11 protein-coding genes are annotated in these 13,481 nt (G+C 72.9%); 1 reads left to right on the forward strand and 10 read right to left on the reverse strand.

The features are described 5' to 3' along the window. Positions 1–47 precede the first annotated feature (47 nt). A complete protein-coding gene (locus G3I77_RS25770) occupies positions 48–1,007 on the forward strand; it encodes a DMT family transporter (protein ID WP_248507698.1) in 960 nt (319 codons plus the stop codon). On the opposite strand, the gene G3I77_RS25775 is transcribed toward G3I77_RS25770, so the two are convergent. The 10 genes from G3I77_RS25775 to G3I77_RS25820 form a co-directional block, all read right to left on the reverse strand. Beyond that, entirely contained in the window at positions 996–2,375 is a 1,380-nt protein-coding gene (locus tag G3I77_RS25775) for an MFS transporter (RefSeq protein WP_248507546.1), read from the reverse strand. The genes G3I77_RS25770 and G3I77_RS25775 overlap by 12 nt on opposite strands. A 192-nt stretch (positions 2,376–2,567) precedes the next feature. After that, positions 2,568–3,650 (reverse strand): Zn-dependent alcohol dehydrogenase, encoded by a 1,083-nt coding sequence (locus G3I77_RS25780; RefSeq protein WP_248507548.1) that lies wholly within the window; start codon positions 3,648–3,650, stop codon positions 2,568–2,570. Between the two features lie 22 nt (positions 3,651–3,672). Beyond that, positions 3,673–5,061: an aldehyde dehydrogenase family protein gene (locus G3I77_RS25785; RefSeq protein ID WP_248507550.1), complete on the reverse strand. Its 1,389-nt coding sequence runs from the start codon at positions 5,059–5,061 to the stop codon at positions 3,673–3,675. 144 nt (positions 5,062–5,205) lie between these two features. Beyond that, positions 5,206–6,546: an ABC transporter ATP-binding protein gene (locus tag G3I77_RS25790; RefSeq protein WP_248507552.1), complete on the reverse strand. Its 1,341-nt coding sequence runs from the start codon at positions 6,544–6,546 to the stop codon at positions 5,206–5,208. 197 nt (positions 6,547–6,743) lie between these two features. Continuing rightward, on the reverse strand, positions 6,744–7,097 hold the full coding sequence (locus tag G3I77_RS25795; RefSeq protein ID WP_374386768.1) for a sortase domain-bontaining protein: 354 nt from the start codon (positions 7,095–7,097) through the stop codon (positions 6,744–6,746). Beyond that, complete coding sequence (locus G3I77_RS25800) at positions 7,090–8,385, reverse strand: MFS transporter (RefSeq protein WP_248507553.1); 1,296 nt, start codon at positions 8,383–8,385, stop codon at positions 7,090–7,092. Before G3I77_RS25800 ends, G3I77_RS25795 begins: the two co-directional genes overlap by 8 nt. A 23-nt stretch (positions 8,386–8,408) precedes the next feature. Next, positions 8,409–9,860 carry a CitMHS family transporter gene (locus G3I77_RS25805; RefSeq protein ID WP_248507555.1) on the reverse strand — a complete coding sequence of 484 codons (1,452 nt, stop codon included), beginning with the start codon at positions 9,858–9,860 and terminating at the stop codon, positions 8,409–8,411. A gap of 135 nt (positions 9,861–9,995) precedes the next feature. After that, a complete protein-coding gene (locus G3I77_RS25810) occupies positions 9,996–12,263 on the reverse strand; it encodes a molybdopterin oxidoreductase family protein (RefSeq protein ID WP_248507557.1) in 2,268 nt (755 codons plus the stop codon). Positions 12,264–12,372: 109 nt separating this feature from the next. Then, positions 12,373–12,993 (reverse strand): TetR/AcrR family transcriptional regulator, encoded by a 621-nt coding sequence (locus tag G3I77_RS25815; RefSeq protein WP_248507559.1) that lies wholly within the window; start codon positions 12,991–12,993, stop codon positions 12,373–12,375. Then, the gene (locus G3I77_RS25820; RefSeq protein ID WP_308311417.1) at positions 12,990–13,472 is read right to left on the reverse strand and encodes a hypothetical protein; all 483 of its coding nucleotides are present in this window, start codon (positions 13,470–13,472) and stop codon (positions 12,990–12,992) included. The genes G3I77_RS25815 and G3I77_RS25820 overlap by 4 nt, the downstream gene beginning before the upstream one ends. Between the last annotated feature and the right edge of the window lie 9 nt (positions 13,473–13,481).

Here is a 13,481-nt window from a genome sequence, read left to right on the forward strand (position 1 = left end):
AATCCGCGAGCCTCCGGGCCCCTCCCCCTCCTAGCCTCAGGAGCATGATGAACAACTCCCCGTCCCGTCCCGCCCGCCGGGCGGAGCTGCTGGCCGCCGGGGCGGCCGCGGTCACCGTCGTGCTGTGGGCGTCCGCCTTCGTCTCGATCCGCAGCGCGGGGGACGCGTATTCGCCGGGGGCGCTGGCGCTCGGGCGGCTGCTGGCCGGGGCGCTGACGCTGGGGGTGATCTGCCTGCTGCGGCGGGAGGGGCTGCCGCCGCGCTCGGCCTGGCGCGGGATCGCGATATCGGGGCTGCTGTGGTTCGGCTTCTACATGGTCGCCCTCAACTGGGGCGAGCAGCAGGTCGACGCGGGAACGGCCGCCCTGGTCGTGAACACCGGGCCGATCCTCATCGCGCTGCTCGGTGCCCGGCTGCTCGGCGACCCGATGCCGCCGCGGCTGCTGGCGGGCATGGCCGTGTCGTTCGCCGGTGCCGTGACGGTGGGCCTTTCGATGTCGCGCGAGGGCGGTTCCTCGGTGCTCGGGGTGGTGCTGTGCCTGCTGGCGGCGATCGCGTACGCCGGTGGTGTCGTGGCGCAGAAGCCGGCGCTGGGTACGGCGAGTCCGTTGCAGGTGACGACGTTCGGCTGTCTGGTCGGCGCGGTGGTGTGCCTGCCGTTCGCGGGGCAGCTCGTCCAGGAGGCCGCCGCGGCGCCCGCCTCCGCCACGCTCAACATGGTCTATCTGGGCGTCTTCCCGACCGCCCTCGCCTTCACGACGTGGGCGTACGCGCTGTCCCGGACGACCGCGAGCCGGATGGGCGCGACGACGTACGCGGCGCCCGCGCTGGTCGTCCTGATGTCCTGGCTGTTCCTCGGCGAGGTGCCGGGGCTGCTCACGCTGGTGGGCGGTGCGCTGTGCCTGGCGGGTGTGGCGGTGTCGCGGTCGCGGGCGGCGGCCCGGGCCGCGGCTCCGGGAGCGGTTCCGGAGCCGCGGCCCGAGGAGGCCAAGGACTCAGCCCGCTGACCCGGCCTTCGTCTCCGGCTCGGCTCCGGCCTCCGGCTGGGCCTGCGCTTCCGCCGCACGGGCCCGGTCCGCGAGGACCTTGATCGACGCCAGGGCGATCACGGAGAGCACGATGATGTACCCGGACACCGCCATCGACGTGCCCGTCGCCTCCAGCAGCAGCACCATCATGAAGGGCGCGAGCCCGCCGCCCGCCACGGCCGCGATCTGGTAGCCGAGCGAGGCGCCGGTGTAGCGCATCTCGGGCGTGAACAGCTCGGCGAACAGGGCGGCCTGGGGGCCGTACATGATGCTCAGGAAGCAGCTGGCGACGAACGTGCCGACGGCGAGCCACAGCAGCGAGCCGGTGTCGATCAGCAGGAAGAGCGGTACGGCCCACAGGGCGATGCCGACCGCGCCGATGGCGTAGATCCGGATGCGGCCGACGCGGTCGGAGAGCGCGGCGGCGGCCGGGATCAGCACGAGCTGGGTGAGGCTGACGCAGAGGGAGACGGTGAGCACCGCGCTCTTCTTCATGTCCAGCTCGCGGGTCGTGTAGTCGAGGACGCCGGTGATGAGGATGTAGAAGGTCGCGGTGTTGACGGCGAAGGAGCCGCCGGCGAGGAGGACCGTGCCGAGGTGGCCGCGCAGGATCGTGCGCAGCGGCGAGTTCTGCTCGGACTTCTCCTTCTCGGCGAGCGCCCGCTCGGCCTCCCGGAACGCCGGGGTCTCCTCGACGCGCGTGTGGATGTACCAGGCGAGGCCGAGGACCAGCAGGCCCACCAGGAACGGCACCCGCCAGCCCCAGGCCGCGAACGCCGAGTCGGTGGTGAGGGCGCCGGCCAGCAGGAAGACGGTGTTGGCGGTGACCACGCCGATGGGGACGCCGAGCTGGACGACGCTGCCGTAGACCCCGCGCTTGCCCTCCGGGGCGTACTCGGTGGCCAGGAGCATCGCGCCGCCCCACTGGGCGCCGACGGCGACGCCCTGGGCGACCCGGAGCAGGACGAGCAGGATCGGGGCGGCCACACCGATCGTGTCGTACGTCGGCAGCAGGCCGATGCCGGTGGTGGCCACGCCCATCAGTGTGAGCGCGAGGACGAGCATCGGCTTGCGGCCGCGCTTGTCGCCGAGGTGACCGGCGACGATGCCGCCGATGGGGCGGGCGAGGAAGCCGACGGCGAAGGTCGCGAACGAGGCGAGGACGCCTGCCGTGGCGCTGCCGGAGGGGAAGTAGAGGTCGCCGAGCACGAGGGCGGCGGCGATGCCGAAGACGAAGTAGTCGTACCACTCGACGGCCGAGGCGAGCGCCGCCGCGGTGGCCACCCGGCGGCGGCTGCCGGCGCCGGGTGTGGTCGTGACGGGCTGAGCGGAAGGTGCCGTGTCCATGTGGTGCACGCTCCGGGGGTGCGGGGACGGAACGGGGGGGTGGCTCGAGTTCCGGGGAACGTACTGACCGGACGGTATGTGCGTCAACGGGTCGCGCACCAGGACTTTTGCCTGTACTTGGCATCGACCGCCGGCCCGGGCACGCCGAAGACCCCGGCCTCGCGAGGAGGCCGGGGTACCGGAATCTTCGGGCTAGAAGACGACCAGGGCCCGGCCGCCCTTGCCCGCCAGCATGTTCTCGAAGGCCGCCGGAATGCCGTCCAGGGAGATGCGTTCCGTCACCAGCGCGCTCAGGTCGAGGCGGCCGGCCCGGACGTGTTCGGCCAGGACGGGGAGGTCCTGCGCCGGGTCGGAGTTGCCGTAGACGCAGCCGGAGAGGGTGCGGCCCCAGTGGAAGATCTCCAGGGCGTTGAAGGTGACCTGCTGGTCCTTGCCGCCGATGCCGACGACCGTGGTGCGGCCGCCGCGGCGGGTGGAGTCCCAGGCCGTGCGGATGCTGACCGCGCGGCCTGCGCACTCCACGGCGACGTCGACGCCCTGCTTGCCGGTGAGGCCGCGGATCTCGCGGGCGGTGGTGTCGGAGGCGACGACGTAGTCGGTGGCGCCGGCCTCCCTGGCCAGCTCCTCCTTCTCGGCGGACACGTCCACCGCGACGATCTTCGAGGCGCCCGCGATCCGGGCGGCCTGCAGGGCGGAGAGGCCCACTCCCCCGACGCCGAACACCGCGACCGTCTCGCCCCGCCGGACGCGGGCCGAGTGGTGGACGGCGCCGTAGCCGGTGAGGACGGCGCAGCCCAGGAGGGCCGCGTCGGTGAGCGGGACGCCGTCCGGGACGGGCAGCACGCAGGACGCGGAGACGACCGTCTCCTCGGCGAACGCGGCGACGTTCAGGCCGGGGTGGAGGTCGGTGCCCTCGGTGGTGCGGGCGTAGACGTCGGCGGCGCCGTTCAGGGCGTTGGCGCACAGCCACACCTCGCCGAGCGAGCAGGCGTGGCAGGCGCCGCAGGACGGGGCCCAGTTGAGGACGACCCCGTCGCCGGGCGCCACGTGGGTGACGCCCTCGCCGACGGCGACGACCGTACCGGCGCCCTCGTGGCCGAGGACGGCGGGGACGGGCACGCGCATGGTGCCGTCGGACAGGGACAGGTCGGAGTGGCAGACCCCGGCGGCGGCGAGCCGGACGCGGACCTGGCCGGGGCCGGGGTCGGGCAGGTCGATGCCGGTGATCTCCAGCGGGGAGCCGATGGCGGGCAGGACGGCGGCGCGGACAGCCATGACGGAAGGGACTCCCCTGGGACTAGAACTGGAGGGACTTGGTCTGGAGGTACTCGGCCAGGCCGTGCACGCCGAGTTCGCGGCCGACGCCGGACTGCTTGTAGCCGCCGAAGGGCGCGAGAGGGTTGAAGCGGCCGCCGTTGATGTCGACCTGGCCGGTCTCCATCCGGCGCGCGAAGGCCACCGCCTCGGCCTCGTCCCCGGCCCAGACGGCACCGGCCAGGCCGTACACCGTGCCGTTGGCGATGCGCAGGGCGTCCTCCTCGTCCTCGTACCTCAGGATCGACAGGACCGGGCCGAAGATCTCCTCCTGCGCGATGGTCATGTCCGGGGTGACGTCGGCGAAGACGGTCGGGCTGACGAAGTAGCCCGTCTCGCGCGGGGCTTCGGGGCCCCCGGCGACCAGGCGCGCGCCTTCCGCGACGCCCTTCTCGATGTAGCCGCGCACCCGGGCCTGCTGCCCCGCGTTGACGACCGGGCCGATGCGGTCGCCGTACTTGGCGGCGGCGGCCGCGGCGAGCTCGACGGCCTCGTCGTACCGGTCGCGGTGGACCAGCATGCGCGTCCAGGCGCTGCACGTCTGCCCGGAGTTGGACATGACGTTGGCGACGCCGACGTTGACCGCCTTGGCCAGGTCGGCGGTCGGGAGGATGACGTTGGCGGACTTGCCGCCGAGTTCGAGGGCGACCTTCTTGACCTGCCCGGCGGCGATCGCGGCGATCCGCCGGCCGACGGCGGTGGAGCCGGTGAAGGAGACCAGGTCGACACCGGGGTGCTCGGCGAGGGCCTGGCCGGCGACCGGGCCGAGACCGGTGACGAGGTTGAAGACGCCCGCCGGGAACCCGGCCTCGTGCACGGCGTCGGCGAAGAGCCGGGCGACGAGCGGGGTGTCCTCGGCGGGCTTCACGACGACCGTGCAGCCCGCCGCAAGGGCCGGGGCGACCTTGGCGACGATCTGGTGCAGCGGGTAGTTCCAGGGCGTGATCGCGGCCACGACACCGACCGGCTCCTGGTGCACGACCGAGTTGCCGGTCTTCTCCTCGAAGGCGTACGTCGCCGCCAGCTCGGCGTACGAGCCGGTTACCGCGATCGGTACGCCCGCGTGGACGGCCTGCGAGAACTTCAACGGCGAGCCGAGCTCGGCCGTGACGGTCCCGGCGATCTCGTCCGCGCGGGTCACGAGCACGTCCCGCAGCGCGGCCAGGCGCGCCGCGCGCTCGGCGGGCGGGGTCGCGGCCCAGTCCGGCAGGGCGGCGCGGGCGGCCCGTACGGCGCTGTCGACGTCCTCGGCGGTACCTGCCGGGACCGTGCCGATGACCTGCTCGTCGACCGGGTTCACGACCTCGATCACGTCCTGGCCGGCGGCGGGACGCCAGGCGCCCCCGATGTACATGCCGTCGTGTGCCTTCATCGCGCTTCCTCCGGGGGCGGGGCGTCGTCGTCCGACACATAAACTAGCGACGATAGTTTTCCGGCGCCAGACGTCCCGGGGTGCCGGGCCCCGGATGCCGGGCCATCACAGCACGGCGCGGGCCCCGCCCGGGTGTGCGGCTCCTCACTCCCCCAGGTCGGGCAGGCGCTCCGGGTGCGGGCAGATGCGGTCGCCCTGCTGGTCGAAGACGAAGAGGTGGGCGAGGTCGACCAGGAGCGGCACCTGCATGCCCTGGCGCAGGGCCAGGTCCGGGGTGGTGCGGACGATGAGGTCCCCGGGCAGGCGGGATTCGGCGGTCACCGCGCTGCTCCCGGCGTCCTCCGGGTGGTCCAGGGTGACGACGGGTCCGGCCCGCCCGGCCGTGGTCCGCTCCCGCAGCCGGGTCAGGACCGAACCGTCGCGGCGGCGCCGCCGGGCGGGGCGGCCGGGGCGGGGGCGCGGGGCCTCCAGGTCGGGGACGACGGCGGGGCTGGAGCCGGTGTTGAAGTGGACGAGGATCTCGTGCCCCTGGAACTCCACGTGCTCGACCAGGCCGGTGATCGGCACCTCGCCGGGGCGGGCGGAGCTGTGCTTGGCGATCCGGACGGCTTCCGAGCGCAGGCCGACGATGACCTCGCGGCCCTGCTGGACGCGCAGCAGCTGGTGGTCCAGGGAGAGCGGCTCGGGCAGGCGCAGGAACTGCTTGCCCAGGCTGATGGTCATCGCCCCGTCGAGCGGAGCGCGCACCAGGCCGCGCAGCAGGTTGATGCGCGGGGTGCCGATGAAGGCCGCGACGAAGACGTTGCTGGGCAGCGCGTAGACCACGCGGGGGCTGTCGACCTGTTGCAGCACACCGCCGCGCAGCACCGCGACCCGGTCGCCGAGCGACATGGCCTCGGCCTGGTCGTGGGTGACGTAGATCGTGGTGACGCCCAACTCCGCGGTGAGCCGGGAGATCTCGGCCCGCAGATGGGTGCGGAGCTTGGCGTCGAGGTTGGACAGCGGCTCGTCCATCAGGAAGGCGGAGGGGTGCCGGGCGATGGCCCGGCCCATGGCGACCCGCTGGCGTTCGCCGCCGGAGAGCTGGCCGGGCAGGCGGTCGAGGAGGTCCTCGATGCCGAGCATGCGGGCGGTGGCGTCGACGCGGGGACGGGGGTCCGTGCCCGGGTCCTCGATGCGCAGCGGGAAGCCGATGTTGGCGCGGCTGGTCATGTTCGGGTAGAGGGCGAAGTTCTGGAAGACCATCGCCATGTCCCGGCCGGACGGCGGCAGGTCGTTGGCGTACTCGCCGTCGAGCAGCAGTCGGCCCTCGTCGATCTCCTCCAGCCCGGCGATCATTCTGAGCACGGTCGACTTGCCGCAGCCGGACGGGCCGAGCAGCACGAGGAACTCGCCGGGCGTGATGTCCAGCGACAGCCGGTCCACCACGCGGGCGCCCCGCGTGTAGGCCTTGCTCACGTCGTGCAGGGAGATGGCGCGTGTCATGGGGTGCCCCCGAGGGGTCATCAGGGCGCTGGTGCTCCGCGGTCGGAAGCCCCGTGCGGGTCGTACGGGGCTGTGGGTCACGGAAGTTAACGGAATGTGTGCGGCCTGGGGAAGACACCGGGCAGGATCGGAGGCTTCCGTCCATCTGGTGAGAAGGCGGACGGCCCGGTTCAGCCGACGAACGGGACCGGTCCGGGTCAGCGGATGCCGGTCAGGTGGGCGAAGACGACCACGTTCCCGGAGTAGCCCTTCCTGCGGTCGTAGCTGCCGCCGCAGGTGATCGGACGCAGCTCGGGGCGGCCCCGGGCGCCGTACACCTCCTGGCTCGGGAAGTGCGCCTTCTCGTACGACTTGATCTGGTCGACCGTGTGGACGGCGATCCGCCCGTCGGCCCGGCGGGCCTTGACGATCCGGCCCCGCTTCAGTTCGGTCAGCCCCGCGAAGACGGCGGGCCCCTTGTCCGTGTCGAGATGTCCGACGGCCACGGCGGTGCCCTGCTCGCCGGGCGAGGCGCCGAGGAGTGCAGCACCGCCCTGCGACCCGTCAGATATCGCTCTTCCGGCGCAGCGGAACCCGGCGCCCGAGGCCCCTGCGCTCCCTGCGGACCTCGCCGCCCGCCTCCTCCGAGCAGCCCGCCTCCTCCGACCCGCCCTCGCCGTCCGGCTCGTCCCCCTCACGTGGTGACCGCACCGCGACCCCGGAGGACAGCAGCAACAGCACCCCCAGCATCACGAACGGCGCCGCCACGCCCGCGGCTCCGGCGATCAGCCCGGCCGCGGCGGGTGCGGCGACCTGGCCGAGCCGGTTGCCGGTCAGGCGCAGCGCCAGGGCCGTGGAACGGGCGTCGTCGGGAGCGGCCTGGACGACCGTCGTCATGGACAGCGGCTGACCGACCCCGAGGCAGAAGCCCAGCGCGGCCAGCAGCAGTCCGAGCACCCACACCGGCACCGGCAGGGCGATGCCCGCGCACAGCAGGGCCGCCAGCAGACAGGTGAGGGTCAGCAGCAGGGTCCGGCCGAGCAGCCGCAGCAGGGGCGTGAGCACCAGACGGCAGGCGATCGTCGCCGCCGCGCGCAGACTGAGCAGGATGCCGATCACGGACGGCGCGATGCCCCGGTGCTCGCCGACCACCGGCAGGTACGCGGTCAGGATGTCGGTCGCGGACAGCACGGCGAGGCTGATGAAGATGCCCGCCGGCACCCCCCGGGTGCGCAGGATGCCCCGGACCGGGACCCGGTCGCCCTTGTCCGGGCGGGACGTGGAGGTCGTACGGCGATCCTCGATGCGCCACAGCGAGGTGAACGCGACCGCCGCCGTCACGCCCGCCACGATCAGGGCGAGCGCGCTGCTGCCGGCCATGTCCTCGCCGCCGATCAGCGCGCCCGCGGCGACCGGGCCGACCAGCTGGCCGAGGGCGGCGCCGATGGTGAAGTGGCCGAAGTTGCGGTCCTGTTCGTGCGGCGCGGACTGGCGGGCGACGAGGGACTGGGAGCCGATGACGAAGCAGAGGTGCCCGAGGCCCATCACCCCGCTCCACAGGGCCATCGTCCACAGGGAGCCGGCGACGCCGCTGAGGGCGCAGCCGCCGGCGATGAGCACCACGCCGACCGGCAGCAGGGGCGCGCAGCGGCCGTGGTCGGTGCGGCGGCCCAGGGGGACTGCGGCGAACAGGGGCAGCAGCGCGTACACACCGGCGATCACACCGACAGCGCGCTCGTCCGCGCCCAGCGCGAGGGCCCGGTAGGAGACGGCGGGCCGGGCCATCGACACCGCCCCCTGCGCGAAGCTGAAGGCGATGACGAGGCGGAGCAGCCAGCCGCGGTTCCCACCGGGCCTCACGATGACGTCCTCCAGGTAGGGGCTCAGATGATCCCGAACAGCATGCCCGCACCGAGGATGACCAGGCAGGTGAGGGCGGCCCACTTCACGACGAACTTGGTGTGGTCGCCGAACTCGACCTTGGCCATGCCGACCAGGACGTAGACGGCCGGGACGAGCGGGCTGGACATGTGCAGCGGCTGGCCGACCAGGGAGGCGCGGGCCATCTCCAGCGGGGTGACCCCGTGCGCGGCACCCGCCTCGGCGAGGACGGGCAGGACACCGAAGTAGAAGCCGTCGTTCGACATGAAGTAGGTGAGCGGCAGGCTCAGGATGCCGGTGACCAGGGCCATGTGCGGACCCATGCCGGCGGGGATGACGTCCACCATCCACTTGGCCATGTTGTCGACCATGCCGGTGCCCTGGAGGACGCCGGTGAAGACGGCGGCGGCGAAGACCATGCCGGAGACGTTCAGGACGTTGTCGGCGTGGGCGGCCAGACGGGCCTTCTGGTCGGGGATGTGCGGGAAGTTCACGGACAGGACGAGCGCGGCGCCGATCAGGAACAGCACCGGGATCGGCAGCCACTCCATGATCATGGCGGTGAGCAGGCCGACCGTGAGCAGCGCGTTGAACCAGTAGAGCTTGGGGCGCAGGGTGGACCGGTTCGGGTCGAGGCCCTGGAAGCCGTCGTCGTCCCCGGAGGCCGCGGAGGCCGTGCCTTCCTCGGGAGCGTCCGTGCCGGAGCCCGCGCCACCCGCGACGCCCGCACCGGCGGTGCCGCCCTTGCGCATCGAGACCTTGCCGTCGCCGGAGCCGCCGGAGCCGACGAGGACCGTCTCGGTCTCCTTCTCCTCCTCCAGCACGTCGTCCAGCGTCAGCACGCCCAGCCGCCGGCGCTCGCGCACACCGAGCACGTACGAGAGGACGAAGACGAAGGCCAGGCCCACCAGGAGGGCCGGGATCATCGGGACGAAGATGTCACTGGCGTCGAGCTTCAGCGCGGTCGCGGCGCGGGCGGTCGGGCCACCCCAGGGCAGGGTGTTCATCACGCCGTTGGCCATGGCGGCGACACCGGTCATCACGACCAGGCTCATCTTCAGGCGCTTGTACAGCGGGTACATCGCCGAGACGGTGATCATGAAGGTGGTGGAGCCGTCGCCGTCCAGCGAGACGATCGCCGCGAGCAGGGCGGTGCCCACGACGATCCGCATCGGGTCGGCTTTACAGAATTTGAGGATGCCTCGGACGATCGGGTCGAAGAGACCGACGTCGATCATCACACCGAAGTAGACGATCGCGAACATGAGCATCGCCGCGGTGGGGGCGAGGTCGGTCACGCCGTCGAGGACGTAGTCGCCGAGCTTGGCGCCCTCGCCGACGAACACGCAGAACAGCGCGGGAATCAGCACGAGCGCCGCGATCGGCGACATCTTCTTCATCATGATCAGGACCAGGAAGGTCGCGATCATGGCGAAGCCGAGGATGGTCAGCATGAGTGGATACCTAACGTTCGCCCTTGAACATCCCACCAGGGCCGGCGGTGTCCGAGACGTTAGGTCCCGTCAAGCAGCGTTAACAAGACGTTGACGTGCGAGCAATAAGCGCAAAACTGCTGGTCACAGCTTTGCTCAGGTCAGAGCGGTGAGCTTTTCGGTCAGCGAGGGGTCCTGTGGGGCGGTCCCGGGGGCGATGTCGACCGGCACTCCGTTGAGGACCGCGTTGCCCGACAGCGGGTCGAGCAGGCGGCCGTCGAGGAGCTGGTTGACGTTGACGCCGGGGTCCGTGGAGGCGTGGCTGAGGCGGGTGCCGGGACGGTCGTGGCCCCAGCCGTGCGGCAGGCTCACCACACCCCGGCGGACCGTGTCCGTGACCTCGGCCGGAGCGGTCACCTCTCCCCCGGCGCCCTTGACGCGCACGGCGGCCCCGTCCTCGACGCCCAGCCGCTCGGCGTCCTCGGGGTGGATGTGCAGGGTGCAGCGGTTCGAGCCGCCGGTGAGGGCGGGCACGTTGTGCATCCAGCTGTTGTTGGAGCGCAGGTGGCGGCGGCCGACCAGGACGAACCCGTCGGGGCGTTCGGCCAGGGCCGCGCGCAGCCGGGGCAGGTCGTCCGCGATCGGGCCGGGCAGCAGCTCCACCATGCCGCTGCGGGTCTTCAGCGGCTGCGGCAGGCGGGGCTGGAGCGGGCCGAGGTCGATGCCGTGCGGGAGCGCGAGCAGCTTCGCCAGGCTGAGTCCGTCCGGGCGTGCGCCGAAGCCGTCGCCGTAGGGGCCGAGGCGCAGCATCATGTCGAGCCGTCGCTCGGGGCCGGTGTCGCCGGTGAGCCGGGTGGCGAGCTCGCGCGGGTCGCTGCCGTGGACCGGCGAGTGCGGCTCCTCGACCGCCTTGCCGAGGGTCTGGTCGATGACCATCTGGTCGACGGCCGTCGGATCGGCCCCGTGCATGCCCGTGACGGCCAGGATCAGCCGGGCCAGGATCTCCGTCTCCGCCATGCGGCCGGGTTCCAGGGGGATCGCGGGGCGGGTGTAGCGGACCTGGTTGCGTACGGCGAGGGTGTTGAAGGCGAAGTCGTGGTGGGGGCTCTGGGAGGGCGGGGGCGGGGGCAGGACCACGTCCGCGTGGCGCGAGGTCTCGTTGAGGTACGGGTCGACGCTGACCATGAAGTCGAGCGAGTCGAGCGCCTTGTCGAGCCGGTCGCCGTCGGGCGCGGACAGCACGGGGTTGGCCGCGACGGCGATCAGCGCGCGCACCGGCTCGCCCTCCTCGGTGGCGGTGTCGATCTCCTCCGCGAGGGCCGAGAGGGGCAGTTCGCCCTTCGCCTCGGGGTGCCGGCTCACCCGGGAGTGCCAGCGCCCGAGGGCGAAGCCGCGGCCGGGTCCGGCGGGGCGCGGGGTCTTGTCGGTGGCAGCCTGCGGGAAGAGCGCGCCGCCGGGCCGGTCGAGGTTGCCGGTGAGGATGTTCAGGACGTCGACGAGCCAGCTGGCCAGCGTGCCGTGCGGGACGGTGCAGCTGCCGATACGGCCGTAGACGGCGGCGGTCGGGGCGGCGGCCAGGTCGCGGGCGAGGGTGCGGATGACGCCGGCCTCGACGTCGCAGGCCTCCGCGACCGCCTCGGGCGTGAACTCCCCCAGTTCACAGGCGAGTTCCTCGATGCCCTGGACGTGCGGGGTCGGGCCGACGAGGCCCTCGTCGAGGAGCACCCGCGCCATCGCGGCCAGCAGCAGCGCGTCGGTGCCGGGCCGGACGGCGATGTGCCGGTCGGCGAGCTTCGCGGTGCGGGTGCGCCGCGGGTCGATCACGACGAGGGTGCCGCCCCGGGCCTTGAGGGCCTTCAGCTTGCCCGGGAAGTCGGGGGCGGTGCACAGACTGCCGTTGGACTCCAGCGGGTTGGCGCCGATCAGGAGCAGATGGTCGGTGCGGTCGAGGTCGGGCACGGGGATGGCGTTCGCGTCGCCGAAGAGGAGGCCGCTGGAGACGTGCTTGGGCATCTGGTCGACCGTGGAGGCGGTGAAGACGCTGCGGGTGCCGAGTCCGGCGAGCAGGACGGGCGGGTAGAGGGCGCCGGCCATGGTGTGCACGTTGGGGTTGCCGAGGACGACCCCGACGGAGTTCGGGCCGTGGCGCTCCACGACGGGCCGGATACCGGCGGCGACCGCGTCGAAGGCCTCCTCCCAGGTGGCCTCGCGCAGCTCGCCGTCTCGGCGCACGAGCGGCGTGCGCAGCCGGTCGGGGTCGGAGTCGACGGCCCCGAAGGAGGCGCCCTTGGGGCAGATGAACCCCTGGCTGAACACGTCGTCGCGGTCACCGCGGGCGTGGGTGACGCGCGTTCCCTCGATGGTGAGGGTCAGGCCGCAGGTGGCCTCGCACAAAGGGCAGATACGCAGGGCGGTGCGGGACACGGGTCCTCCCGGGGCGGCGGCTACGGTGACGCACTGACACACCCGAGCATACCGACCGGTATGCACGGCGGGGAGGCCCTGGCGGAATCGAGGTCGATCGGGATCGAGGTCAGTCGAGGGCCCGGGCCAGATAGGCGCGCAGCATCTCCCGGGCCTCGTCGATGATCCGCTCATCCCCCTGGGGCGCGACCCGGAACGCCAGGTGCACGAGGGTGTCGGCGGTCTCGACGGCGATGAGGAAGACGCGGCGAAGATCCTCGTCGGGCTCGCGGTCGAGGTACCCGGAGAGGAGTTCGGTGAGGCGGTCGGCGACCCGGTGGTTGGGTTCGGCGTGCCGGGATCCGACCGGGATCTGGTTGCCGAAGTCGACGAGGGAGAAGCCGGGCGCGGTGCGCTTCATCTCCAGGTACTCGTCGAGCACGGCGTCCATGGCCGTGCGCCAGTCCCCGCCCTCGCCGGCCTGCTGGAGGCGCTGGGTGACGCGCACGGAGTACCGCTCGAGGTTGCGCTGCGCCAGCGCGTCGGCCATCTGCCGCTTGTTGCCGAAGAAGCGGTAGACCGAGCCGATCGGGACCGAGGCCCGCTGGGCGACGGCACGGGTGCTCAGGGCGTCGTAGCCGACCTCGTCGAGGAGGTCGGCGCAGGCGTCGAGGATCCTGGTCAGGCGTTCGGCACTGCGCCTCTGCACGGGCGCGCGGCGGAGCGATGTCGCGTGGGGCACGGGCTTCATGATGCCCCTCCGGCGCCACCCGGTGAACCTCGCCCCCCGGCGTCCGTCCCCTGCGTCCGGGCCTTGCGCCGGGAGGCCGTGTCCGGCGTCGCCCCCGGGCCGGGCTCCGACGCGGTGATGTCGGCCGTGCTCTCCACGGGCTTGCCGTCCACCACCCACACGGTGCCGTCGTCGGCGTAGAGGCGGGCCGTGACGTGGTGTGTGCCGCGCGGCACGAGGCGGGTGTCCAGCCGGTAGGCGGGGGCGCGGAGCCGGGCGACGGGACGGCCGTCGACGAAGAGGTGCGCGAGACCCCGTCCGGCCACCGCGCGGGCTGCCGCGCCGGTCGGCGAGAAGCGGAAGTTCCGCACGGTCAGGCGCACGTCCCAGCCGCCGGCCGCGTCGGGCTGCACCTCGATCCCGACGCCGGGGGCACCCTCCTGGCCGACCTCGCGATAGGGCCGCCCCTCCGGGTCCCGGTCCTCCAGGATCTTGCCCACCGGTGCGGG

The sequence above is a fragment of the Streptomyces sp. D2-8 genome, from assembly GCF_023184515.1.
In the GTDB taxonomy this organism is placed as follows: Bacteria; Actinomycetota; Actinomycetes; order Streptomycetales; family Streptomycetaceae; genus Streptomyces.

Coding starts and splice junctions, on each gene's coding strand:
- G3I77_RS25770 (WP_248507698.1), top strand. CDS start 48: ATGAACAACTCCCCGTCCCGTCCCGCCCGCCGGGCGGAGCTGCTGGCC.
- G3I77_RS25775 (WP_248507546.1), bottom strand. CDS start 2,375: ATGGACACGGCACCTTCCGCTCAGCCCGTCACGACCACACCCGGCGCC.
- G3I77_RS25780 (WP_248507548.1), bottom strand. CDS start 3,650: ATGGCTGTCCGCGCCGCCGTCCTGCCCGCCATCGGCTCCCCGCTGGAG.
- G3I77_RS25785 (WP_248507550.1), bottom strand. CDS start 5,061: ATGAAGGCACACGACGGCATGTACATCGGGGGCGCCTGGCGTCCCGCC.
- G3I77_RS25790 (WP_248507552.1), bottom strand. CDS start 6,546: ATGACACGCGCCATCTCCCTGCACGACGTGAGCAAGGCCTACACGCGG.
- G3I77_RS25805 (WP_248507555.1), bottom strand. CDS start 9,860: ATGCTGACCATCCTCGGCTTCGCCATGATCGCGACCTTCCTGGTCCTG.
- G3I77_RS25815 (WP_248507559.1), bottom strand. CDS start 12,993: ATGAAGCCCGTGCCCCACGCGACATCGCTCCGCCGCGCGCCCGTGCAG.